Raw genomic sequence first — 23,406 nt, 5'->3', positions numbered from 1 at the left:
CCATGACGTCCGAACTGCCCATTCCCGGCCGAGGCATGGGGTTCTTCAAGACGAACGTCGCTGTCACCGCAGAAGCATTGGAACGATGGCGTCGATCGCACGCGTGGTTCGCGAAGTGGCCACCGGGCCTCGTCGTGGAGAAGTTGAAAGGCCCGCTCTCGTCCGGCATCGAACGGCTGCTGCCGTTCGGTCCCGGACGTGACCGGGAACTGCTGTGGGACTGCGGCGACGGCACCTGGACGGCGTACTTCGACGACATGCCCGCATCCGACGCAGTGACAGCGGTGAGCGGCCTGTGCAGCCGCGCTGACTTCGAGGGCATCGTCCTCCTCGATCGCACCTCGGAGTGGGATGGCGGCCGGAATCTTCAACTCATCGTTCACAAAGGCGCGGACACGGTGCGGGCGTTGGAGTCGATGTGGGAGGGCCGTAGAACGTTTGAGACCTATGGTGATCCGCTGCCGTTCGAGGAGACCGAGCGGTACACACGACGCCTCAAGCGTGAACGCCTGACCTCGGACATGCTTGAACGGTACTGTGCACACCTGGGCCTCTTCCCGTACGACCCCACGTTCTATCGACAGTCGGGTTACCTCCTGAGCGACGTAAGAACCGAGTTTCAAAAGCAATCGTTCAACTTCTGATCTACGGGAGCCCAGGGTTGGTCGACAGACCCTGCTGCAAGGATCCCTCCCCGTGACCCCGGCTCCGCTGTTCCCCGCCGGGAGTTTGAACCTGTGTGGTCGCCTTCGGTGCCGGGCAGGGCAGCGCCTCCGATGTCGTGAAAGCTGATAAAGCGTTGGCGGCCGAATTTGGTGCCGACTGGCCCGCGCCGGGTCAGGTGGGTGTGTGGGTGAGGCGGTAGGACTCGGTGCCGGTTTCGATGACGTTGCCGCCGAAGGTGAGGCGGTCGACGATCGCGGTGCAGAGCCGTGGGTCGGTGAAGGTCTTGCCCCAACCGGTGAATGACTCGTTGGAGGCGATCGCGACCGAGTTCTTCTCCTCGCGTTCGGTCAATACCTGGAAGAGGAGTTCGGCGGCGCGGCGGTCGAGTTTCATGTATCCGAGTTCGTCAATGCAGAGCAGGTCGACGCGGCCGTAGCGGGCGATGGTCTTCGTCAGGATCTTCTCGTCCGCGGCCTCGACCAGCGCGTGAGCCAGGCGGGCGGCGAGGGCGTACTTGACTCGGTAGCCAGCCATCGCCGCCTCGGTTCCCAAAGCGATGAGGAGGGGGGACTTGCCGGTGCCGGAGTTGCCGATCAGACACAGCGGCAGGCCCTTCTTCACCCACTCGCAGGTCGCCAGATGATTGATCACCGCCGGGTCGATGTTCGGGTTGGCGTCGAAATCGAACGCACGCAGCGACTTCTCCCGCGGGAACTGGGCCGCCTTGATCCGGCGCTCGGAACGGCGCCGTGCCCGGTCATCGCACTCGGCCAGCAGTAGTTCGGCCAGGAACACCCGGTACGACATCTGGTCGCCGGCGGCGCGCTCGACCAGGTCGGGGAACCGGGTCCGGATGGTCGGCAGCCGCAACGACCGGCAGGCCTGGTCGACGGCCGCCTCAGCGGCTTGTTCGGTCATCGTGCGTCGACGTGGACTCATGACAGCTTCTTCTTCCGGGATGTCCGCGCTGGTGCCGATACCGCGCGGGGATCGGGTGTGGCCGGCCCTGATGCCTGCGCAGCGGCCTTGGCGGCGGCTTCGGCGGCCGCCGTGCATACGGAGCCCGTGGCTGCGGCCACGCGGATGTCAGCGCGTTGTTGACCGTTCGCCAACTGACGCCGTACCTGCGCTGCAGAGCCCGGCTCGAGAGCCCTGCGTGGGAGTCACGCCGCAGCGCGGCATACAACTCGACTCTCGACGGTCCAGGCGGCATCGGCAGTGCTCCCTCACTGAGCACATTCACCTTGCCACCGCAACCTCCAAAGTGACACCCGAATTCGCTGACAACTTCCGGGCCCATCCGCAGGTGACGACAACTTTCACGGAGATCTGACGCCCTCAAACACGGTCAGAACCACACCAGTGATTCCGGAGCTCGCGGTCGTCAGGGTTCAGGGTTGGCGCAAGAGCTCGGTGTCTGCTGGACAGTTCGCCCCGTATTGTGCCTGGTGGATGTTGTTGCCCAAGGCCCCTGCGGGTTCGGTGTTGGGTGAGGCTCGGTTGCGCGCGGCCCTGAACGGAGTGGGCCCATGTGTCATGCCACGACATGGGTTGCAGGTGCTGGCCGAACCGGAGCCGTTTGTCCGGCGTCGGCGTACAGCGGCGCAGTGATGGTTCGCTGAATGGGTCTGGAATCAGGTCAAGGACGGTTCCCGGTCGCCTGTGTCGGCGCCGTAGTCCAGGTCGGCAACGACCCGCAGTCGGGGCGATCGACCACGCCGACGTCCTCCCGTCGAACACGCACATCTCCCGGGCGGCACCTCTCGACGACCCTTGACGCGGATGCCGAGCCGTTCTTGCCGGTCTACCACGTGGCCAGCAAGAACGGCTGGCGCGGCAACGGCCGCAACGTCGCGGCATCACGCCAACGCCTGGATCAACGCCGACCGGGGATGCGCGTCCAGTGATCGCCGAGGCAGATCGTCGACCGATGACTTGCGAGGTCAGTCTCCACGCATCCTTGACACCAACAACGCCTGAGCTTGTTACGCGACTGCGGGCGGTCGTGGCGCCGACGCCGTTTCGACCCCGTCTCCCATCCCCATCTGTGACAGGTCTTCGCCAGCAAGGCTGGTCCCGAGTAGCTCGTCGAGCAGGTCGAGCGTCACGTCCAATGCGTGGGCGATGCGTGGCCGAGCCCACAGCGATGGGGTCGTATCGCCGGACTCCCAGCGAGCGACCGTGGACCGCTGGACTCCAACGTCCATGGCCAGACTCTCCTGAGTTTTGCACAGCTCACGTCTACGGCGAGCCAGCGAGTCTCGTCGCGGCAGCGTGGGCGGGCTCTCCATGCCTTCGCCCGCGGCGAGCCGAGCCGACTCGTCCGTCGCCTGAGCATTTTCCTTGTCGGTGTTCGCGAGCACGACCACGATGACAGCGGCGTGGTCATTCCGTGCGGTGAGCTGTTCGAGCGCCCGCGCATTGCCGGCAGCCTGGAGCAGGCGCTCGATGTCGCGCCTCTGGAGAGTGACTGCCTGGGTTGCCACGCGTCCTCCTTGGTGGATGGATCCCGACAGAACCAGACTCCGGGAACCGCGGGCTCGGAACTACCCCAAGGTGGGGTACTTCCGCCACCAGCAACGCTTGACGAGGGGTCAGGTGGTGCCGGTTGTGGCAGACCCGATCCATGCCGCCAGCGCTCGAACCTCTTCGCCGACCCTGCGGTGGCGGCCTGCTAAGACGCGTACAGCTTCGCGCGCCATCGGGTGGTATCGCGTCTGCTGCGGTGCCACTGCACGGGCCTGTTGCAGCGCAGCCAGCGCGGCATCGTGATCGCCGATGGCGATGAACGCTCGGGTAGCGTCGATGAGATGGTGGCCTCGGCGGGTGCGGGGCATCGATGCGGGTAGGTGGAGCGCCGAGCCCGTTCGGCCGCGACGTCGACGTGCTTGAGTTCGATCTGCGCGGCGATGTCGTGGACGGATGTGTTCACCGGCCCGAAGGTCAGGTGGTAGTGAACGAGGTCAACGCCGTCGGGCACGTGCTCGGCCAAGTGCCGGGCTTCGTCGAGGTGATGCGCAGTGGCGTCTTCGTCGCGGGCACGGGAGGCCTGGGTGACCTGACGGAGGCGAATGCTGCCCAGCAGGGTGATCGCAGCACCCGACGGGTCGGAGCCGACGGCGTCCTGGAGTTGATCGTAGGACTGTTCGAGGAGACGCAGCCCTGTGTTGTAGTCCTTGGCAATCTGGAACCCATTGGCGCGGGTCCATTGCGACAGACCGATCGAGAGGGGATCGTCGGCCAGCGTCGATGCCCACTGGAGCCGTTCCTCCAGAATCGAGGCGAGGTCGAGATAACCGAGGCGGGAGGCCAGGCAGTAGGCCATGTAATAACACGAGGCCAGGAGGCGGGCTGCACGGCGCCGGGCTTGGCCATCCAGCTGGTGTACACACGCGGTGAGCTCTTCGAGGAGCGCCGGGAGCATTTCGCCCAGTGCTGTGTACCGGGCGGCGGCACGGTAGTTCGTTGCCTGGTCGACTTCGCGTGCGATGGCGTCGACGGACCGCGGAGCAGGGCGCCATTCGGGTGGGAGGTCGTAGGCTCGCGCGATTCCGCGGATCGCGGCGATCGGTGCGTGGACGCGGGCATCGGCTCGTTCCCGGCTGGGGTACGGCTGGCCCGTGAGTTGCTCGACGCTAACCGCGAGGGTTCTAGCGGCGGTATTGAGGAAGCCGTAGGTCGGCAGGCGCTCACCTTGCTCGACCTTGCGGATCGCACCGAGTGAGAGGTGAGAGTGGTCGGCGAACTCGCGCTGGGTGTACCCCGCGAGTTTGCGGCATCTCGCGATGCGTGACCCTACGGTCTCTTCGGCTTCTCCGCCTTCTTGGCTGCTGTCGGTCATCCTGACCTCCTCTCACCACCAAGTGTCTTCCAGCAGACTACTGGCGGCCCATCCCTCCAGTCAGCGCACTGCGGACACCCAGTCGGTGATCGCCTCGATGACCTCGCCCTGCCAGGCCAGGGTCTGCGGCTGCCGGTAAGCCTTGTCGCCAGCGACCGCGAATCCGTGACCGGCACCTTCGATGACCATGAGCCGCGACTGCTGGTTGAGCTCCTTGATCGCGTCGTAGGACGGGCCGATCGGGACCTGGGTGTCGGCATCACCGTGGACCAGCAGCGTCGGGGCAACGACGCTGCCGAGCGCGGTATGCGGCTGGAGCCAGAAGACCTCGTTGAGGAACGCGCGCCCATGCCGGAACGACGTCGAGTACTGCAAGAAGCCGTCCCTGGTCAGCAGGTCCGCGTGCTCGTCGTCCAGGTGGTCGGCCACCCAGTACGGCCGACCGTCGATCGTGCGTGCCTTGTAGTCGATGCGAGGACACAGCATCACCAGTCGCTCCACCTCCGCCGGTCGTTTCGTAGAGTAGTAGGCACAGACCCCACCAGCGAACGACTGCCCCACCAGCGAGGTTCTTGTCACGCCTGTCTCGGCGCGCAGCACCTCGAAGCCGGCCCGGACGTCGTTCAGCAGACCGGCCAGCGTCACATCCTCCTGTGTGCCTTCCGACTCGCCGTGCCCGCGCAGGTCGAACCGGAGCGACGCGAAACCGGACGCTGCCAGCCCTTCGGCGATCCGGTCGAAGAAGCCGGACTCGTGCCGGGTCACCCCGCGGCCATGGATCAGAAGCACACCCATCAGCGGCGTCATATCGGGTACGACGACGTCGCCGACCAGCCGCAGGCCGTCGAGCGAGCGGAACTCCACACGGGACTCGGTGGACATGGCGTTCTCCTGGTCGATCAGGGCACTGACGTGCTCAGTGTGCCCCACGGTTCACCGCTCGCGGGCGATGGTCCACTCCGGCCATCGCTCGCTCGTGCTACAGAGATGCGACAGGAGTGCCGCGGTCATGCGCTGTTGTATCCGCTGACATCTGGCTTCGATGAGAGACGACAACTGTTCCCCTCATCGAGAGGCACACCCATGGCAGAACCGATCGCGGTCTTGGACCGCACCGAGAGCGACCTGGACCGCTTGGCAGCCGTCCTGTTCGATCTGGACGTCCGCACTCTGCAGGTCCCCATGGCCTGCACCAACCACACCAACGACGGCTGCTCGGCGAGCTGTCCAAGCAGAGGCTGCTCGAAGACTTGCAGCTGCACCAACTGCAACTGCAAGAAGTAGGGGCGGTGGCGATGAAGCGCGAGCGCACATTCGCGCTGCATCCGGATTTCTCGGTCCTGGCGCGCACGCCGCTACTCCCGAGCGATCCAGCCTCCCGTTCGGCACGCGTGCTGTCCGGTTCGCTTCTGGAGGCGGTGCGCTTCGCCTCGCGCTCCCTCGCCACGGTCACCGACGAGGACCTGGACGCTGACGAGCGGCTCGCTACGACGGTGCACGCCTACCAGCTTCGCGCCCGGACACGGGCGACGCCGCGGGGTGCGTTCGCCGGCGTCCAGGTTGCACAGGTAACTGAGAGAGATGCCCGGTTCCATGTCGGGGCGAATCATCGCGCTCGGAGCACGCCGTCGGCCGGCTGGCTGAACGATGTCGCCAACCAGCTCCTCGACGACACTGCTGTGCTGAATGCCGTGCGGCTGGTGTCCAACGACCTCGCCGCGCGTCGCGGCGACCGGTACGAACACGAGTGGGCGATCGGGTCCCTGAAGCCCGAACGGATCACGCTGCGCGCGACGCCGGCAGTCGAACTGATCTTGGAGACGTGCCGCACCCCGGCCCGCCTGGCGCGGATCGATGCCGCCATCAATGCCCGCTGGCCGAGCGTTCCGGCCGAGACCGTACACGCAACGGTGGAGAAGCTGGTCCGGACCGGCCTGCTGCTCACGGACCTGCTGCCGGACGACGTCGCACAGGATCCGCTCAAGCACCTCCTGGCCCGGGTTCCCGTCTCACACGAGCTGGTCGGGCCGCTGGTCGAGCTGCGCGACCTGCTCGCCGAGGCAGACAAGTACCCGCCGGGTACCGACCAGCGCCTCGACGCCCTGACCGAGGCACGCGCGATCTGCGACCGGCTCGCGCCCCAGGACAACCCGATCATGGTTGACGTCGCGATCGACGCAGACATCCACGTCCCGGGCCCGCTCCTTGCCGAGGCCGCCGAAGCGGCCAGCATGCTGTGGAGCATCACGCCGTCATCCGAGATCCTGGCTGAGTACCACTCCCGGTTCGTCGACCATTACGGCATCAGACGGCGGGTCCCGCTACTGGCCGTCATCGACTCAGTGATCGGCCTCGGCAGCCCAGACGACGACGAACCCCCGGAGCCGGCGAAGAACCCGGACCGTGGACGAGTGCTGGCCGGCCTCATTGCCGATGCGGCTGCTAGGCACAGCACTGAGGTCATGCTCACCGATGAGGCTGTAGCTGCGCTGCGTGTCACGGGTGAACGCGTGCCGCCGTCCAGCGCCGAGCTGTATGCGCGAGTCCTGTCCGCGTCGCACGAGGACCTTGCCAAGGGCAAGTACATGCTGGCGGCATACCTCGGCAACAGCGTGGACGCCGGGTCGACGCTGGGGCGGTTCTCTTCGCTCTTACAGTTGCCCTGCCTTCGCGTCGATCCCGAGGGACCGCTGTGCGCAGAGGTGGTCGTCCGACCGCGCCTGGCAGCTCTGTCGACCGTTGCGTTGCCGTCCGGGTTCGTGCCGCAGCGGATCTGCGTCGGTACTGTGCCCAGTCCGGGCGACCTGACGCTGTCCGATCTCGATCTGGCCTCCGACGGGAACGGGCTCACGCTGTGGTCGCGCAGTCTCGATCGGCAGATCGCCCCCGTTCTCTTCTCCCGGGTCGGCCTCGCCTACGTCACACCCGCTGTCCGCCTGCTCCAGGACCTCGCGAACGCTGGAGCACAACCGTGGCATGCCTGGACGTGGGGTCCACTCGCCGACGCGCCGTTCTTGCCCCAGGTGCGGTGCCGGAACACAATCCTGTCCCCGGCCCGCTGGCGCCTGCCCCACCCGCTCGTCGCGGCAGTCGCAGACAAGCTCGCGTGGGAGTCTGAGCTCGCTAAGTGGCGTGCTGCGGCCGTCCCCACGGTGCCGCGGATCGTGGTCACGCAGGACGCCGACCAGCGCCTGCTGCTAGATCTGGACGATACTCGCGACCGTGAGCTCCTGCGCCGGTACGTCCGTCGTGGCGCGGACGCAGTGACCGCCCAGCCCGGTGGGCCCAATGCGGCCCAGGCTGTCGCGGACGGCCCAGATGGTCGGCACGTCCTTGAGTTGGTCGTACCGCTCCAAGGACCCCGGCGCAGCCCCGTGGCGGACGACGATCAGCCGGCGGCCTGGACTCCTTCAGTCATCCATCTACCGGGCAGCCGGTGGCTGTCCCTGACCATCCCGTCGCCGAGGATTCACCACGACCATCTACTCGGACAGATCGGTCGTCTGGCCGCCACGCTGCGTAGTGAGGTCGATCACTGGTTCTGGCTCCGCTACGACAGTCCCGCCCACGGGCCGCACCTGCGCGTCCGGTTCGCGGGCGAACCCTCGGTCCTGAGTACGACGGTGCTCCCAGCTCTGTCAGAGCGTTACGCCAACTGGATGGCCCATGGCCTGGTGGGACGCCTGGTCATCGAAGCCTACGAACCGGAGAGCGACCGCTACGGCGGCCCTGGGGCGATCCATGCTGCCGAGCGAGTCTTCGACGCCGACAGCGACCTGGCACTGAGGCTTTTGGCGGACGTGCCCGACGAGGACGCCCGACTCGTGCTCGCTGCGTTCTCGGCCGTCGAAATCGCCCGCGGCCTCACCGATGAGTCCACTGCAGCGGTCGGTCGTCCGCGGCTGGAACGCGCCCGACGACGACGTGTCAACGAACTACGTGCGGCAGCCCCGTCCGGTCCAGACGCGCTGCTCGACTCGCCAGCACAGGAGATGTGGGACCAGCGCAATGGCGCGCTCAACGTCTATCGCGACGCTGTACCGGTCGCTCGACGCGCGGACTGTGCCTCGTCGATGATCCACATGCACGCCAACCGGCTGGGCCTCGATCGGGACCAGGAACATGTCGCTCGTGCGCTGGCGGCCGACCTCCTTGCCCGGCAGCGCGGATGAACTCCGCAGAGGCTGCTCTGGCCATCGCTGAACGGCTCCTCGACCCGCAACGAGTGGCAACAGCCGCCCCGCCGTACGGAATCGCAACTCTCGCCGACGGTCTACCAGGCACCGCGCTGCTCCATGCGCGCCTATCCGCCGTCGACCCAGTCTTCGGTGAGGCTGCCACTGCCCACTGGGCCTCTGCCGCCGCGCACGCCGCCACTGCTCGCGACCAGGGGGATGGGATCTACGGGGCCGTGGGAGGGCTGGCCGCTTCGCTGGTCCTCGGCTCGGCCTATCTGCCCGACCCGGACGTCGCGGTGAAGGCGACGGCCAGGTCGGTCCGCTGGCTGTCGGCTCGCGCCGCCAACATCGCGGGCCTCTACGCCGAGTCGATTCGCGTAGGCGAGGCCGGGACGTCGTGGCACGTGTATGACACGATCTCCGGTCTGGCCGGGATCGGCCGCCTCCTGCTTGCTGCTGTGGTCGACGGTTACGCCTCCGCGGAGCCAGGGCTCGTGGCCGCGCTGACAGCGATGACCGCGATGCTGACCGACCACGGAGTGCCCCACCCCGGATGGTGGGTACCGACCGATCACCACCCCGCGGTCGTCGCCGCTCGGCTCGACCAGACTGGCGCCGCGGACACAGGTCTCGCCCACGGCGTCGCCGGTCCCCTCGCGCTGCTGTCACTGGCCCACGTCGCCGGACACACCGTCACCGGGCAAGAGACAGCGATCCAAGATGCCATCAGCTGGCTCGACCGATGGCGGGCCGACGACCACGGCTGGCCAGACCACGCTACAGGCCAGGACCTCTTCGACGGCGCCAGCATGATTCAGCCCGGACGGTCCGCAGCGTGGTGCTACGGGGCGCCCGGGATTGCCCGCAGCCTCCTGCACGCGGGACGAGCGCTCGACGATGCTCTCCTGACCAAGACAGCCCGCGCGGACCTCGCGCCCCTCGGCTCCCCACATGCCGCCTGGGACGCCGAAGGGCCCACACTGTGCCACGGGTACGCCGGAGTCCTGCGCTGCGTGGCCGGCATCGATACCGTGGTCGCCGAGCATGCGGCGGCCGGAGTCACACAGTCGCTCGACCGTGACCGCCCGTTTCTCGTGGCGCATGTCGAGCATGGGATCAGCCACGACAACCCCGGATTCCTGACAGGCGCGGCGGGAGTTGCTCTGACCCTGAGCGAGCGCGCCATCCTTCCCTCGCGCCCGGTCACCACGCCTTGGGATGCGCTGCTCCTCATCACATGAACCGGACCGACATGGCGTGAAGAAGGCCCTGACACGGTCGTCCGGGCCTTCTTCGCGCGTGTCGTCCGCGCGGCGCTACACCTCGACGGACATCGCGGTCGGAACAATGCTCACGACGAACACATGGTCCATCTTGTCGACGACCAACAAGGCCTCGTCCTCTCCGGGAAGCGGCGCCGAGGAGAACCTCCGCGCCGCGATCCTCGCTTCGACCCCACCCGCCGTTTCCTCCTGCCATGCCCGGACCCGGTCCGTGAGCAGCCGCGCCAGGCCGGCGCCGTCGGGCCCGAAACCGCACGCACCGACCTGCAGCATCGGCATCTCCGCGGTCCCGCCGACCTGCCGTACCGTCAAGTAGGCCAGGGACTCATCCGAGTAGACGCCCCACGCACCCCACGGGTCCTTCGACCGGGGAATCCGTCCCTCCGCGACAGCTTCTGCGTTGATGAACACCCGACAGTAGCCGGGCAGCGTGGCCAGCCAGAAGTCCTGCTCCGGCGTCCACGCCCACGGCGCCACGACGTCGGTCCACTCCAGCGTGGGCTCGGTGTCCAGGGCCTGCAGCAGTGCCGGGTCCACCGTTTGCGCATCGTCGATCCGAAGCGTCAGGTCCGGGCCAGGGCCGAGTGGGACGTTCTTCTCCGGCATCGCGCCGATGCCCTTCATCGGGATGAACCCGTCCTCGACCACCGACACGCTCCGCAGCCCGGAACCGTCTCGTTCGAACGCGACCACCCGCGTCAGACCACGCAGACGCAGCGGTAACACCACACGCCCGTCGGGCGCAAGCTGCTCGATCCAAGCCGGCGCCACATCCCAGGCTCCGGCCGTCACCAGAATCCGATCGAACGGACCATCCTCGGCCGAACCCAGCGTCCCGTCGCCGGTCACAACCCGCACCAGGTCCGCTCCGTAGGTGGCCAGATGCGTCCGCGCGGCGTCCGCGACGTCGGCGTCGTACTCGATTGTGGTGACCGAACCCGACGGCCCCACCAGGTGCGCCAGGAGCGCGGCGTTGTACCCGGTTCCTGCGCCGATCTCCAGCACCCGCTGCCCCGGCCGGACCTGCGCCTGCTCCAGCATCCCTGCAACTGTGCCCGGCGCGGACGCCGAACTCGTCGGCACACCTCGCCCGTCCCAGTGCGTCACCACCGCGCCCAGCCCGTACGCCTCCGGCAATGGGGCCTCCGGCACGAACACGTGCCGCGGCACCATCGTCATCGCGGCGGCCACATCGCTGGCCAGCGGACGGCCCCGCATCGCCGCCAGGCGGTCCAACATCCCAAACCGCAATCTCACGTCGTCCCCTTGTGTCTCATCCACTCATAGAGGCTATGACGGAGGCCCGGCAACGTCCCAGCTCGGCGCGGCCCCAGCACCCAAGTGCGACGAAGATGCGACGTGCGATGCCGGCCCTCGCGACGACGGCGTGCGCCCGAGAGGCAGGCAGGAGAAGATGGAGTCAGCTGAGTGGACGGGGAAGGGGCCTTGCGCCGATGAAGCCTAGTGAAATTCGCGCTGAGCTTGAGCGGCGATCGGCTCGAGATCAGGAAGCTCGTCACGCGGTGGAGGGCCGGTCGGCTGATCCGCGCGCCGAGCTGCGCATAGTTGTCGGCGAGGTGGACGCGTTTTAGTCTCGTTTCCCGTGTCCTGCTGTTGATCAAGGGGAGACCTGCTGATGGAAACCCGGAGCACGTTGTCTGCCAAGGGCGGCCGGATGCTCAGCGAGCACCCCGTCGCAGCAGAGTTCCACCCCAAACGCAACGAGCCGCTGACGCCGGACCAAGTTCCCTATAGCTGGAAGGAGAAGGTCTGGTGGCAGTGCCAGAAGTATCCCGCGCACGTCTGGGACGCAACGCCGAACAACAGGACAAAGAAGACGAGGCCCACGGGTTGTCGTGGCTGCCGCGGGAAGCATCTCGGCGGCAAGGTTCCCTTTGAGAGAAGCCTGGAGGGCCGGTTCCCGGAGATAGCTGCGGAGCTCAACGCCGAGCGATCCGGCTTCACCGCCACTGAAATCCTCTACGGCGCAAAGGCCGAGGCATGGTGGGGATGTCCGAAGTCGTTCGGGCACCCGGACTACCCGATGCCGGTCAACAGCCGAACTAACCAGGCCCAGAAGCAGGGCTGTTCCTACTGCGCAGGGAAGCGCCTGTCACCCGAGCGGTCGCTTGTTTCCATCGCACCTCTGGTCGCTCGGGAGTTCCTGGGTGAGGTGAACGGCACCCCACCCGAGGAGATTTTTTCCCAGGACAACCGGCGATACGTCTGGAGGTGCTCGAAGGTCCCCCCTCATCGTTGGGCGGCGAGCCCGAACAACCGGGTTGGGAAGAAGTCCGGCTGCCCTTATTGCAGTGGTGCCCGAGTTTGGGAGCTCAACCGACTCGGCGACCTCCGCCCGGACCTGATCTCCCAGTGGGACAGCGAGCGCAATGGCCTGCTGACTCCGTGGACCGTCTCCGTCGGGTCGAGCCACTCGGTTCACTGGAAGTGCCCCAAGGGAGACGATCACCGCTGGCAGGCGCGTGTCCACAAGCGTGCCGCGGGTGGTCAGGGTTGCCGGTTCTGTGCTGGCCACGAGGCGTCGGAGACCACGAGTCTGCTGGCCTTGCGACCGGACTTGGCGGCTCAGTTGGATGCCGAGAAGTCCGGGGTCAGCGCCGCCGAGTTGACCCTGGCCAGCAATCAGATGGTCCACTGGATCTGCCCGATCAACCCCGAGGCCCACACCTGGCCGGCGAAGGTCCTCAACCGGACCCTCAACGGCACTGGTTGCCCGGAATGCAACCTGCCAGGCGCGTCAGCGCAGGAGATTCGACTCGCCGCTGAACTCGCCACGGTGCTCGACCTGGACTTCGACCACCACACGATCCGAACAGAAAAGCGCGTCGAGCGCGTGGATATCTATGTGCCCTCATTGTCGCTGATCCTAGAGTTCGACGGCTCTTACTGGCACGAAAGCACGGAAGAGACCGATGCTGAGAAGTCGCAACGGCTTCGCGCGATCGTCAGCCACGTAGTCCGTGTCCGAGAACACCCCCTGGAATGCCTCGATCCGGTCCACGATGTTGTAGTTCCGTTCCAAGCCGCCCCCGAGACGGCAGCGGGCATCGTGCTGGACCACCTCGTCAAGCTCAACGTGATCCCACTCTCCGCTCTCGAGGACTATCGGCTCCTCCCCGGTCCGCGGGCTGCTGTCCGCGCAGAGGAGATCCTGACTGATCTGCGTACTCGCGTCCGCGAACGAAAGGCTGCCAAGAATCAATTGGGACAGCAGGTCGAACCGATCGAAGACGGCGAAGGCCAGAGGTCGCAGCCTTCGCTGACGCTGTGGTGACGCTCAAAGAGACCGCCTCCATGAGGGCATTCGGAGACTTCCGATACCCGACTCCACCATTAGCGGTCTGCCGCCCCGAGACGATCGAGGCCCATCGAGCGTCCATCCACCCGTTGCCGATCCTCCCGCCCCAGCGAGGAATACCGGACCCCGAGCGACGAAGAGTGAGACGCTATCCTGGCCCACTTTGAGAAGCGGACCCTGTCCATCGCCGCCTGCGCACGCGCCTTCGGAACCACCGGGTCGCGCTGCCGGGGTCAAGCTGGAGTTGGCCCGGCGACCGTCGGATCGATCGTGCGACAAACCGGGCGCCAGGTGCTTACCAAGGCAGCGCGGCTGACCGGCTTGGATGCCTTCATGTGTTCGACTCCGGGCGGCATGGGCTGGCGCCCCGCTACTACATCCAGTCGCTGCGGCTGGCCAAAGCCGGGTGCCCGAGCGCTCAGGGCTCACATCCTCGCGGACATGTCGATCCAGGCCTAGGACCTCGGACAAGTCCGTGAGGCGCTGGCCCCGGCCGAAGCTAGCCACCGCGCAGCACGCGACTGCGGCTCACCGTCAACCGCCGCCCGGTGCAGCGTGCTCCAGGCCCGCGCGCACGGACTCGCCGGGGACGCTGCCGCGACCGCGCGCGCGATGACTGCCGCCGAGCAGGAGCTGGCTCGGGCCGATCTGCCCGATGAGCCGACGTGGATCCAGCTTCTTAACGAGGAGCAGTTGGCCGCGGAGATCATGTACGCCTCGCACGACCTGGGGCAGGCCGGGCAGGTCCAGCAGTACGCGCCGACGGTACTGACGAGCTCGGCCGGGATGCAGCGCCGCGAGGTCCTGGCTGCTACAGCCCTGGCCGCGTCGTAGCTTCCGTCGCGACACGGTGCCACGAGCGCAGTCGACGTCGAGCTGGCTTGCAAGATCCTCACTGATGCCCTTCCCTCAGCGGCAGGCCTGACGAGCGCCGGTGGTCTGTCGTCGATCAACGCGGTACGGCGCCAGCTCGCTCCCTATCGCGCACGGGCGAATGTCCACCAGGTCGAGGAAGGCATCAGACAGCTCGCAGGAGTGGCCACCTAAAGTGGTTCGCCGTGCCCATTCTTCTGGACGACGCCATCGTAATCGCGTGCCGGCACAACCAGCTCGATGCCCGCGCAGCCCGTCTGATCCACCATTACAGCAACGCGGTCTATCTGCTGCCTGCCGTGCCGGCGATTGCCCGGATCTCGCCGGGCGCGGATCCCGCTGGGCTGCGCGCTACGCAGATCGTCACCGGCTGGCTCGGGCAGCAAGGGTTCGCTGCCACCACGCCCCTGCCCGGTACCGAGCTGGTCGAAGTCGGTACCAACGCCGTCACCTTCTGGACCTACTACCCCCAGCCCGGCCCGGAGGTCGAACCGCTGACGTCGCGCCATCTGGGCGCGCTGGTCCGCACGCTCCACGACACCGGCGAACCACCAGCAGCGCTGCCGGAGTGGCAACCTCTTGAATCCCTCAGCCAGGCCCTGGAATCACCAGCGGCACCAGAGGCACTCAACGCCGAGGAGCTCGACTGGCTCTGCCAGCGGATTACCGAGATCCGCGCACAACTGGCCGAGCTCGACTGGCCGCTCGGTCGCGGGCTGATCCACGCAGACGCCTGGGCAGGCAATCTGCTGTGGGACACCACGCGCGGCACGCGACGGCCTATCTTGGGCGACTGGGACAACGTCAGCCACGGCCCGCGCGAGGTTGACCTGATCCCAACCTGGCATGCCGCCATCCGCTACGGCCGCGACGAGGCCTGGATCAAGGACTTCGTCGACCGCTACGGCTACGACCTGCGCGACTGGGCCGGCTACGACGTGCTTCTCGCCATGCGCGACCTGGCGCAGATCCCCGGACCACTGCGCCGATCGGCCAACCCACCCCACGCCGCGGCACTTCGCCAGAGACTCAATGCGATCCGCGCCGACGACCGGACCAGCACCTGGGTCGCGCTATAGGCCGCTGAGGTCCTACACGGGTCAGGTTATCCCACACCGCGGTTCACTTGCGGCGTCGCACCAGCTGCAGAGGCGGGCTCTCGCCTGCCCAGGCTGGGCTCCTGTTGGGGCTGCGTGGCATGCTGCCTGGTACTCCTCTCAGTGCAACCTTCGGGGCTGCGCGAAACAGTTGCCGTAGGCCCTGATGCTGTAGCTCGAGCGGCGTCAGATCGCCGCAGCATTGGGCATGCCAGCCCATCCGAACGCCGCGGCGAGTCGTTGCCTCCCCGCTGCACCGACTATCCCTCTCCTCGCGCTTTCGCGCGGGTCCGCCAAGATGCCCGCACTCTCTTTCATACCGGGTGTGCGGGCATCTCCCTTGCAACCAGCAACGACCTAGACGACCGGCGGCTGGCCGTGTCTCCGCCCTCGAGACAGTGAGCCACATCGTCGTCAAGGATCGCCTGATCGCCGCAGCCCTCACCTGCCGCACGCTGACACTCCCTGCTCTCAGCCTCCACGGCTAACGGGCGCTGCCAGGCTCCACCGGCACCGGCACACATCGACACCAAGGTCACGGTTGGTATCGTTGCGGTGATATTCCGTAGTCGTCGGAGGGGAAGGGCTGCTTGATGGAGTGCTCGTCGGCAGCGGTTCGAGCGCACGCTGGAGCGAGGTAGGTGCGCGACTTTCGACCTGGGCGCGATGGCCGTCTCGATCAGTCCGCCGGTCGGAATCCGGACGAAGGCGACGATGGCGAATCGGCGCGGGACCGTACGGAGCGTGCTCCCGATCGGCCGGCAGATCGGGCGATTGAAGCTCGCGAGCGCCACATGGACGAACAGGTGCTGCGGGCTCGGCGCCGAGAGCGGGACTCGCGGATCGCCGCGGCGGCTGAGCGGGGTGTCAGCCGCGAGGAGTTCGAAGTCAGAGAGGCCGATGCGGCTGAGGACGCGCGGTGTGCGCATGAGTTGGAGGTAGCTCGGTATGAGGTGAGGCAGGGGCCGCCGGAGTACGTCGGGACTGTGAAGGTGAGCGACGCGGAGAAGGAGGCGTTCTGGGCCGAACGGATCGCGAGGCAGGAGAAGGCCTTGCAGCGGTTCCGGTCCGAATCGGTCGAGGGTCCTGACAGTCATCCGATCGATCCGGAGCGGCATCGTGATTTCGTGGCGGGTTCGTGGCGGCAAGGTGATCCGCCGTTCCCGCCGGGCGATCTCGGCCGGCGGGACGAGTTGGTCTACACACGCCGAGAGCCAAGTGAGCGGCACAGGCCTGCCAGTTCGGACGGCGCGGACTCGAAGACGAGGCCGGAGTTGGCCGGTGAGACCGTTCCGGTGAAGGAGCAGCTCTCGGAGCGGTTTCCTGACGGTGTTCGCTACGACGATGCTGGCCGTCCCGACCTGTCACGGTATGCCAGCAAGACGGTTCGGCTGGACAACGGCTACGACGACCCCGGCAGCGCTGAGCGCCCTGGCGCTGACGCCCGCGCCAATGAACTATTCGGTTGGACCAGCACCCCGGAGGGCATGTCTTGGCACAAGGCCGGTGACGGCCGAACGGTGCTGCTGGTCGACTCTGAGCTCCACGACGAGTTCGGGCCGGACGATCGCACTGAGGGCGGTGCGAGCGAGCAGCAGGGGCCTCCCGGCGACGCGGCCGAGAACTCCGTCGAGAGCAGGGCTGACGCCCAGTACTCACACGGTGCGACTGATCGTCAGGATGCGGCGGAGAGCGACGACATGATTGACGGCGTCGACGCTGCGGCAGCGCTGGTGGTTCGTGGGGATGCCGCCTTGGCGGGGCTGTCGTTCGATCCGTCGAAGCGCGCCGAGGAGCTTGGTGATTGCTTCCGTCCGGGCGCGTACGACGTACACCGGGTGCTCGATCAGATGCCTCGAGTTGAGGCGGGCGACCTGGTGCGCACGGTGCAGCGTGCTGCGGACCTCGGTGCGCGTGTCGACATGCGGGAGGAGCATCCGGTCCTCGCCGTTCGGTGGGACGCCCGCGATGCAGCGACATTCACGGATTGCGAGTCGCTCGAGGCGTTCCTCGACCGCGGACCTGCCTCGGAGACTGCAAGCGGCTCGGAGCTGTCGGCGCCGATGTCGCGTGCTGACACGTCGGCTGGAGTCTTGGCTGGGTTCGAGGAGAACCTGTGGATGGATCCCGAGAAGCGCCGGAGCTGGGTCGAGGAGCGACTGGCGGATCCGACGCATACGAAGGCAGTCACGTCGGATTTGGAGTGGGCGCGCTACCAGAGGGCACGAGTTGGAGATGTCGAGGTGGAATTGGAGACGGCTGAACCTGGTAGCACGATCTGGGCGGATGGTTTGGAGATCGACCCAGACGCGGTGGTTGTGGTGGAGGTGAAGTATGTGATGCGACCGGATCGCAGTCTGTACGAGGGGAAGGTCCCGGAGCGCATGCTCGACGTGTTGCTGTATCCGTTCGACGACGAGATGGAACGCTACGCGAGTGTCGTGCAGCACAACGCCAACCCGGTCGAGAGGATCAGGCTCGTGACAAGTACCGATGCCGCGGCGCGCTTCCTCGGGGAGCGGGCGCGAAAGATCCTTGGCGAGGACATCGACCTGGACGTCCAGGTCTGGCAGGAAGAGGAACGCTGATGCCGAACATCATCATTCTGTCTCCCGACTCTGCCGCCTTCGACCTGGCCAAAGAACGGTTCGAGGAATCGGTCGTCGCAGGCTTCGGTAGTCAGGCGACGTCACTCGTGGAGCGCGCAGGCGACGAGTCCCCGGTGGATGTCGCGGCGCGCATCGACCGCCCCGACGAGCCCGCGTTCCAGATCTTTCACTTCCGCACCCGCGACGGCATCTCCACCGACGGCACCGCCGACCAGGCGATCGAGGTCATGCTGTGGATGCGGTCTGTCCTTCCCGAGGATCCCGGGGGGCGGATCTGGGCTGTCGACGAGGCGTACAACGGACACGTTGAGCTGACGCCGGGGATGACCGCGGACGACATCAAGTCGGGCTGGGTCGACCACGCGGAGAATCCACCCGAGTAGAGCTCGGCGAACCACCTGAATCGCCCCGGGTTTCGTGGAGGCTCGGCTATCTGGAACCGTTCCCGGTCAGGACGGGTGTCTCAGGGTAGTGCTCGGTGGTGGTCTGGGCACAGTGGTTGGTCTCGAACTCGGCGGGTGGCACGAGGCCGAGCTCGCCGTGAAGCCTTCGGTGGCTGAACCAGTCGACCTATTCGCCGACCGCGATCTCGACGTCGGCCACGGACTTTCAGCCGACCGCCTTTCTGTGCGGGTCGCACGAGAGCCTGTTCGTTTGCAGCGTCGTACTCAGCCCTCGCGTCACCACCCACGAGTCAGAACACTGATTGGGAGTTCTGACTCAGCAGTGCCACGACATCAAGGCTCATCATCGGTCTCGACGCGGCCGAGCCGCTGGACGATCAGGTCGTCCAGACTGGTCGGCGTCCAGGGCTCGTCGGCGAGTAGGTAGCTTCGAAGCAGCTTGCGGAGCAGAAACACTCCCATGTGGTTCGTCGAGTACTCGGAGTCCTCGAACCGAACCTTCGAGTTCTTCGGCGTGCTTCCGTGAACGATTTGGGATCGCTGCGTGTAGACCTGTTTGAGGAGCTGATAGACAGCGTCGGAGCGGAACTCTCCAGCCAAGGCGGCAGCGGCCCGCTGTGACATTCTGTGCGTCAGCTCATCTCGGCCGTGGCTCAACAGCGCTTCGATGCCGATGGTTGCGTCGAGGATCTCGTCCTCGATGTCTGCGCGAAAGGTCGATCGGAAGCATCTGCGTGCGGCGAGTTGGACGTTCTTCGGTGCTCTGGTCAGGGCTGCCAGGACGGCTGCGATCTCTGCCGTCGCATCCTTGGAGATGGGTTCTTTCGACCGCAACCAGCCACCGTCGAAGCTGTCCGGATACGCCTTCGTCGTTACGGCTCTCCAGACGTGCGGTAGATCGCCGATCCAGCCGGACCAGGAAACCCAGCTATCCGCTCTCACGAGAACCTGCGCATAGCCGGTTCTCTTGCCGGTCACCAAGTGGATACATTCGAGAACTCGCTCGACAGTCTCGAGCGGTACAGGCGACCGATCGGCACCGCGCTGAAGTATTGGCGGCCACATCGTGTTAGGAAACACGACATCGCGTTGAACGATCGCGTGCGTTGCCGCTGCTGCGATCCACGGTGACGCGGCTTCCTCGTACATCTGATTCAGCGCACGTGCACGCTGCAGTTCCACGCCAATCGGTTCAAGCCAGAACGAACCCAGCAGATGGACCGGCTCAGACGCATCGAAGGCAGTCAGTACCAGAGGGACAATGATGTCGCCGGCGAGCTCCGTCGCGAACCGACCACGCTCGACCTGAAGGTAGAGATCGAGCAGACTGTCCTCGTCCTCGGCACCCAGGGACTCTGCGCGACCGAGAATGTCGCCGACAATCGACAGGAACTCGATCTGTAAGTAACGCGTACGGCGATCTGGATCTGCGACTTCATAGAGGTAAGTCAGCCTTTTGGCGAACTCGATGTCCCGCTCGGCGAGATCAACTGCGGCTCGCATTCCCTGTGCCAGTGCAGGAACTTCGTCGACCAGCACCTTCGACATCTGGCCGGACTCTGCTGAGAAGAGTGAGCGCCAGTTCGGTGATCCTTCAGCGAACATTCGATCAGCAACGATGAGCGGCCAGCCCGTGTCGCTTTCGGGGTACTTGCGCTCGTCGATCCGTTCCACATAGCGATTCGACTCGAGGTACTGCCTCCCGGCCTCCCGTGCCGGTTCTAGCGTCGGGCGGACAACGTCCCAGAAGTCTTGCCTGATCAGTTCGCGCACATGCAGAACGTACCGTCGACCTGGAGGCTGGTGGCAATTATGCAGTCTGTCGGCAGGTTGTGCACACCGTGAGATAGTCGCCGGTCTTGCTCGCGGAGCGATCGTCTGCAGGGGCCGACGCGAGGCTCAGACGCTCGACGTCCGAGCCGCAGACGGAGCAGCGCCAGTTGTCTCGGTCATAGACCCGTTTACGCGTCTCGGGGCTGACGTCTACTGGGTCTGGCCCGATGGAGTCGAAGAGGGTCTCGGGTTCCCGGATGTTGTTGAGGACGGAGATGACGAGCCATGTGGTTCGTTGATTGTTCATGTTCCCGACCAGCAGGGACGACGACGGTTTCAGGTGGAGAGCGTCCGGCAGGTTCTCACGGAAGTACTGGTCATCATGTTTGCGTTGCAGTTCGAAGCATCCCCAGTCCCGGAGCATAAGGTTGTGGTTGCCGCACTCGTCGCGGAACCTCAGGCGGGGCATCCACCGGAATCGGCGGGCACCCGATGCTGACTCGTTCTCGCCGCCGTCGAACAAGGTCAGTTGAGCGCCTGAGGCGTCCGATTGCTTGTTCTCCTCGAAGTCGACGGAGATCGCGTCCGGCTGCAGGATGGCGAGGCTGAGGCGCTTCCTGTTCGCTTCCTGGATGCTGCCGATCGTGTAGCGCGAGAGCAGAGACGCGCGAGCTGACTCGGAGACGGCTTTGGCGGAAGGTTCGAAGCGGTAGTTGATCCATTGATGCTGGTTCTGGTCACGGTTTCCCGCGATACGGAACGACTCCTTGCGGCTGTCCGCGGGGTTCCGTTCGAGCTGCACGCGGCTGACTCCCCAGCGGCGCGGAGCGTTTCTCCGAGCGAGTGGGTAGATCCGGATCAGGCTTCCGTATTCTGTGCTGACACCTGCTGAACAAACGAAGACTCGTCCGTCGCTGTTGGGCTCCGGCACGGTGGTGCCGAGCATGACGAAATCTTCGATGATCACCATGCCTACCATTCGGCCGTTCGGCGGTGGCGTTGGGCGGCGGGCAGTGTCATGGCTGGCCTGCCAGCCGCTTCAAGGTGTCGGCATGGCAGGGTTCGGGGGCGCACCAGCATCCCAGCGCCTTCCCGCGCAGCTCGGCGATCCTGCTTAACAGCGAGGGTTTGTGCGGCAGATAGTGGGTTGCGTAGTTCTCGATCACTGTGGACCGATCACCGTCGTACGGAAGCTCGAACGGGTTGCCCCACTCGGTGCTCCGGTCGACTGCAACGAAGGTACCGTTGGCCTTGGCCCAGTTCACCAGGTTGGCATGATTGTCGCGCATACTCACTACTACGGCCTCGCCGGCCTGCAGGGCTTTGTAAAGTCGCTGTTCGTCAGTTGACCACGTCGAAACATCGTGATGCTTCTTAATTTCTTCCGCGCGTTCGACCAGTCGTACGCGCATCCGGGCACCGGAGACATTCCCGGTCTCGTCGATCTCGTCCAAAGCGGCTCGGGCAGCCTGCCGCACTCGTTCGGGCCGCGATGGGTCCTCGGCTATCAGCTTTACCTCGCCGACCTTTTCGAGCGTCTTGTACCGGCCGGCACTTCCGCTCACGATGTCCGCGATGGCACCGCGGTCCTTGCCAGACACGGTCGGCTTACCGCTCGTGTTGCCAGCGTTGGCTGCGGCCAATGCTACGAGCGCCTCGTAGAGAGTGTGCTCCTCGGTCAGTGTGAAGGACTTGCGACAGGTATTCTCATCACGTTCGGCACGAAGGAGCTCTGCTGCGCCGTTCAGGTCGTCGACGACCTTTGCCTCGATCTCGGACCAGCCGAGCTGTGTTGCTGCTGCGAGGCGTCGCCCGCCGGCAATCAGACGTAGTTCGGAGTTGACCACAATCGGCTGTAGCTGGCCAATCTCCTTCATCGAATTGGCGAGAGAATCGATATCGCCGAAATTGGTTCGGTGGCGATCAACCACCTTGATCTCGGCAAGTTCAACCATCATCGCGCGTTCGATCCTCTTCTGCTCCGGCAGTGCTACTGGCTGTCACTCAGTCATGGTGCCGCCTGGTGGTTCGACTGGCAACCGGTAGGCCGTCGCGCCTGACTATTTGGTCAGTTGACGCTCTTGGACCTGAGAATTGGCAACTGTTGATCGCGTCGAAGGGTTTGGTGCCGGCGTTGAGGATCCAGGCGTATGCCCTGCTCGCGCCGTCCGGTAGTCGCCCGAAGATCCGTACGAGCCGCAGGAGCGCGCGGATGATCAGATACCCGAGCAACATGTGGAACAGCAACTGCCGGTTGGTCCACCGCGTGCCGTTCGACCTCCGGCGCAGGCTGGCGGCGTCGGCAAGTTCGACGAGCTCGTGGAACTCCTGTCGAGCCCGCTCCCAGTCCTCGTGCACCGGAGCACGGTCCATATCTCATGGTCAGCCGGGATCATCTCCGTGCCAACCTCCAGACATCCGTAGAGCGACAACAGCATCTTGTCGAAGAGTGAATCGACAACCTAACGTTGTCGCATGGAACTGAGTGCTCAGGCGCTGATCGAGATGGTCGTCGATCAGGCGCCGTCGCAGGACCCGTTGGTGGTGCTCGAGACCGCGGTTGCGGTTGCCGCTCAGGTCGGTGGGATCGCCGACGTGATGGTCGATCACTATGTCGGCGCCGCGCGCGCCGCGGGGCTGTCCTGGACAGAGATCGGTGAGCGGCTCGGCGTCTCGAAGCAGGCGGCGCGGCAGCGGTTCTCGCCGCGATTGGACGGTGGTACGTCGGTCGCTGGTGAGCTGCCTGCCTTGGCGCCGCGTTTGGTCGCCTGTGTCGACGTGGCGCGCTCCGCAGCTGATGCCGAGCACAGTGTCCCCGGCACGCAGCATCTTCTGCTTGGTCTGCTGCACGTTGGGGTGGCGGCGAACGTGCTGGATCGCCTCGGTGTCACGCGGGAGGCGGTGACGGAGGCGTCCGGACGGCTGCTGTCGGCACGCGACGCGAGCGGAGGCGAGCGGCTGATCGGCGACGGTGAGGCGGACAGCGCTTTGGAGGCTGCGCGGCGGTTCGCGGCCGGGCGTAGTCAGAACCTGACGCGGACCGAGCACCTTCTGTTCGTACTCGCCTTGGACCCCGGGTCGTCGGCCCGGCGGGTGCTGGACAGCCTGGGAGTCGAGCTGGCCCGGGTGAAGAAGGAACTTGCCGACCTGATTCCGCCGCCAGCACGGTCTGGCCGGCGCGGCCGCCGTACCGGGAAGCCGGACCGGGACGGTCGGGCGTGCTCGTTCTGTGGCTGCAGCGACACCGGCCGGGCGATGGTGAACGGGCCGGGCGTGCGGATCTGCAGCGAGTGCGTCGTACTGGCATCGGACATCGTCGGAGCTCAGCGGTTGACTCCGTAGTTGGGTACAGGGTTCACGATG

General features: G+C 66.0%; 19 protein-coding genes. 10 read left to right on the top strand and 9 right to left on the bottom strand.

The features are described 5' to 3' along the window. Positions 1-2: 2 nt before the first annotated feature. Entirely contained in the window at positions 3-644 is a 642-nt protein-coding gene (locus ACWF0M_RS12580; protein ID WP_452235752.1) for a hypothetical protein, read from the top strand. Between the two features lie 193 nt (positions 645-837). Here the strand turns inward: ACWF0M_RS12580 and istB are convergent, their stop codons facing one another. Further along, complete coding sequence (gene istB / locus ACWF0M_RS12575) at positions 838-1,605, bottom strand: IS21-like element helper ATPase IstB (protein WP_452235751.1); 768 nt, start codon at positions 1,603-1,605, stop codon at positions 838-840. Positions 1,606-2,288: 683 nt separating this feature from the next. On the opposite strand from istB, the gene ACWF0M_RS12570 reads away from it, so the two are divergent. After that, the gene (locus tag ACWF0M_RS12570; protein WP_452235750.1) at positions 2,289-2,573 is read left to right on the top strand and encodes a hypothetical protein; all 285 of its coding nucleotides are present in this window, start codon (positions 2,289-2,291) and stop codon (positions 2,571-2,573) included. 78 nt (positions 2,574-2,651) lie between these two features. Here the strand turns inward: ACWF0M_RS12570 and ACWF0M_RS12565 are convergent, their stop codons facing one another. The 3 genes from ACWF0M_RS12565 to ACWF0M_RS12555 all read right to left on the bottom strand — a co-directional run bounded on the left by ACWF0M_RS12565 (position 2,652) and on the right by ACWF0M_RS12555 (position 5,389). Continuing rightward, positions 2,652-3,152, bottom strand: coding sequence for a helix-turn-helix transcriptional regulator (locus ACWF0M_RS12565; protein WP_452235749.1), 501 nt, complete (start codon positions 3,150-3,152; stop codon positions 2,652-2,654). Between the two features lie 188 nt (positions 3,153-3,340). Beyond that, on the bottom strand, positions 3,341-4,507 hold the full coding sequence (locus tag ACWF0M_RS12560; RefSeq protein ID WP_452235748.1) for a helix-turn-helix domain-containing protein: 1,167 nt from the start codon (positions 4,505-4,507) through the stop codon (positions 3,341-3,343). A 60-nt stretch (positions 4,508-4,567) separates the two neighbouring features. Further along, the gene (locus tag ACWF0M_RS12555) at positions 4,568-5,389 is read right to left on the bottom strand and encodes an alpha/beta hydrolase family protein (RefSeq protein WP_452235747.1); all 822 of its coding nucleotides are present in this window, start codon (positions 5,387-5,389) and stop codon (positions 4,568-4,570) included. A gap of 413 nt (positions 5,390-5,802) precedes the next feature. Between ACWF0M_RS12555 and ACWF0M_RS12550 the strand changes: the two genes are divergently transcribed. Together ACWF0M_RS12550 and ACWF0M_RS12545 are read left to right on the top strand one after the other, a co-directional pair. Beyond that, positions 5,803-8,679, top strand: a complete 2,877-nt coding sequence (locus ACWF0M_RS12550) for a lantibiotic dehydratase (protein ID WP_452235839.1) — start codon at positions 5,803-5,805, stop codon at positions 8,677-8,679. After that, positions 8,676-9,926 carry a lanthionine synthetase C family protein gene (locus tag ACWF0M_RS12545; protein WP_452235746.1) on the top strand — a complete coding sequence of 417 codons (1,251 nt, stop codon included), beginning with the start codon at positions 8,676-8,678 and terminating at the stop codon, positions 9,924-9,926. The genes ACWF0M_RS12550 and ACWF0M_RS12545 overlap by 4 nt, the downstream gene beginning before the upstream one ends. A gap of 75 nt (positions 9,927-10,001) precedes the next feature. On the opposite strand, the gene fxlM is transcribed toward ACWF0M_RS12545, so the two are convergent. Further along, a complete protein-coding gene (gene fxlM / locus ACWF0M_RS12540) occupies positions 10,002-11,225 on the bottom strand; it encodes a methyltransferase, FxLD system (protein ID WP_452235745.1) in 1,224 nt (407 codons plus the stop codon). A gap of 418 nt (positions 11,226-11,643) precedes the next feature. On the opposite strand from fxlM, the gene ACWF0M_RS12535 reads away from it, so the two are divergent. The 5 genes from ACWF0M_RS12535 to ACWF0M_RS12515 all read left to right on the top strand — a co-directional run bounded on the left by ACWF0M_RS12535 (position 11,644) and on the right by ACWF0M_RS12515 (position 18,249). Further along, a complete protein-coding gene (locus tag ACWF0M_RS12535; RefSeq protein ID WP_452235744.1) occupies positions 11,644-13,263 on the top strand; it encodes a zinc-ribbon domain-containing protein in 1,620 nt (539 codons plus the stop codon). 579 nt (positions 13,264-13,842) lie between these two features. Continuing rightward, the gene (locus ACWF0M_RS12530; protein WP_452235743.1) at positions 13,843-14,121 is read left to right on the top strand and encodes a hypothetical protein; all 279 of its coding nucleotides are present in this window, start codon (positions 13,843-13,845) and stop codon (positions 14,119-14,121) included. A 224-nt stretch (positions 14,122-14,345) separates the two neighbouring features. After that, on the top strand, positions 14,346-15,239 hold the full coding sequence (locus tag ACWF0M_RS12525) for a phosphotransferase (protein WP_452235742.1): 894 nt from the start codon (positions 14,346-14,348) through the stop codon (positions 15,237-15,239). A gap of 812 nt (positions 15,240-16,051) precedes the next feature. Further along, a complete protein-coding gene (locus ACWF0M_RS12520) occupies positions 16,052-17,845 on the top strand; it encodes a restriction endonuclease fold toxin-2 domain-containing protein (protein ID WP_452235741.1) in 1,794 nt (597 codons plus the stop codon). Further along, complete coding sequence (locus tag ACWF0M_RS12515) at positions 17,845-18,249, top strand: hypothetical protein (RefSeq protein WP_452235740.1); 405 nt, start codon at positions 17,845-17,847, stop codon at positions 18,247-18,249. The genes ACWF0M_RS12520 and ACWF0M_RS12515 overlap by 1 nt, the downstream gene beginning before the upstream one ends. A gap of 354 nt (positions 18,250-18,603) precedes the next feature. Here ACWF0M_RS12515 and ACWF0M_RS12510 read toward each other — a convergent pair whose 3' ends face one another. The 4 genes from ACWF0M_RS12510 to ACWF0M_RS12495 are packed head-to-tail and all read right to left on the bottom strand — an operon-like array spanning position 18,604 to position 22,401. Beyond that, positions 18,604-20,043 carry a hypothetical protein gene (locus ACWF0M_RS12510; RefSeq protein WP_452235739.1) on the bottom strand — a complete coding sequence of 480 codons (1,440 nt, stop codon included), beginning with the start codon at positions 20,041-20,043 and terminating at the stop codon, positions 18,604-18,606. Between the two features lie 37 nt (positions 20,044-20,080). After that, on the bottom strand, positions 20,081-21,013 hold the full coding sequence (locus ACWF0M_RS12505; RefSeq protein ID WP_452235738.1) for a hypothetical protein: 933 nt from the start codon (positions 21,011-21,013) through the stop codon (positions 20,081-20,083). 46 nt (positions 21,014-21,059) lie between these two features. Then, positions 21,060-22,001, bottom strand: a complete 942-nt coding sequence (locus tag ACWF0M_RS12500; RefSeq protein ID WP_452235737.1) for a DUF4326 domain-containing protein — start codon at positions 21,999-22,001, stop codon at positions 21,060-21,062. 46 nt (positions 22,002-22,047) lie between these two features. Then, positions 22,048-22,401: a hypothetical protein gene (locus ACWF0M_RS12495; protein WP_452235736.1), complete on the bottom strand. Its 354-nt coding sequence runs from the start codon at positions 22,399-22,401 to the stop codon at positions 22,048-22,050. A 117-nt stretch (positions 22,402-22,518) separates the two neighbouring features. Here ACWF0M_RS12495 and ACWF0M_RS12490 point away from each other — a divergent pair, with 117 nt between their 5' ends. Then, positions 22,519-23,385, top strand: a complete 867-nt coding sequence (locus ACWF0M_RS12490; protein WP_452235735.1) for a Clp protease N-terminal domain-containing protein — start codon at positions 22,519-22,521, stop codon at positions 23,383-23,385. Positions 23,386-23,406 lie beyond the last annotated feature (21 nt).

It is taken from the genome of Kribbella sp. NPDC055110 (assembly GCF_053607525.1).
The sequence above is the reverse complement of the archived record's forward strand: the minus strand, read 5'-3'. Positions and strand labels throughout refer to the sequence as shown.

Coding starts and splice junctions, on each gene's coding strand:
- ACWF0M_RS12580 (WP_452235752.1), top strand. CDS start 3: ATGACGTCCGAACTGCCCATTCCCGGCCGAGGCATGGGGTTCTTCAAG.
- istB (WP_452235751.1), bottom strand. CDS start 1,605: ATGAGTCCACGTCGACGCACGATGACCGAACAAGCCGCTGAGGCGGCC.
- ACWF0M_RS12570 (WP_452235750.1), top strand. CDS start 2,289: ATGGGTCTGGAATCAGGTCAAGGACGGTTCCCGGTCGCCTGTGTCGGC.
- ACWF0M_RS12560 (WP_452235748.1), bottom strand. CDS start 4,507: ATGACCGACAGCAGCCAAGAAGGCGGAGAAGCCGAAGAGACCGTAGGG.
- ACWF0M_RS12555 (WP_452235747.1), bottom strand. CDS start 5,389: ATGTCCACCGAGTCCCGTGTGGAGTTCCGCTCGCTCGACGGCCTGCGG.
- ACWF0M_RS12550 (WP_452235839.1), top strand. CDS start 5,803: ATGAAGCGCGAGCGCACATTCGCGCTGCATCCGGATTTCTCGGTCCTG.
- ACWF0M_RS12545 (WP_452235746.1), top strand. CDS start 8,676: ATGAACTCCGCAGAGGCTGCTCTGGCCATCGCTGAACGGCTCCTCGAC.
- ACWF0M_RS12535 (WP_452235744.1), top strand. CDS start 11,644: ATGCTCAGCGAGCACCCCGTCGCAGCAGAGTTCCACCCCAAACGCAAC.
- ACWF0M_RS12520 (WP_452235741.1), top strand. CDS start 16,052: ATGGACGAACAGGTGCTGCGGGCTCGGCGCCGAGAGCGGGACTCGCGG.
- ACWF0M_RS12515 (WP_452235740.1), top strand. CDS start 17,845: ATGCCGAACATCATCATTCTGTCTCCCGACTCTGCCGCCTTCGACCTG.
- ACWF0M_RS12505 (WP_452235738.1), bottom strand. CDS start 21,013: ATGGTGATCATCGAAGATTTCGTCATGCTCGGCACCACCGTGCCGGAG.
- ACWF0M_RS12500 (WP_452235737.1), bottom strand. CDS start 22,001: ATGATGGTTGAACTTGCCGAGATCAAGGTGGTTGATCGCCACCGAACC.
- ACWF0M_RS12490 (WP_452235735.1), top strand. CDS start 22,519: ATGGAACTGAGTGCTCAGGCGCTGATCGAGATGGTCGTCGATCAGGCG.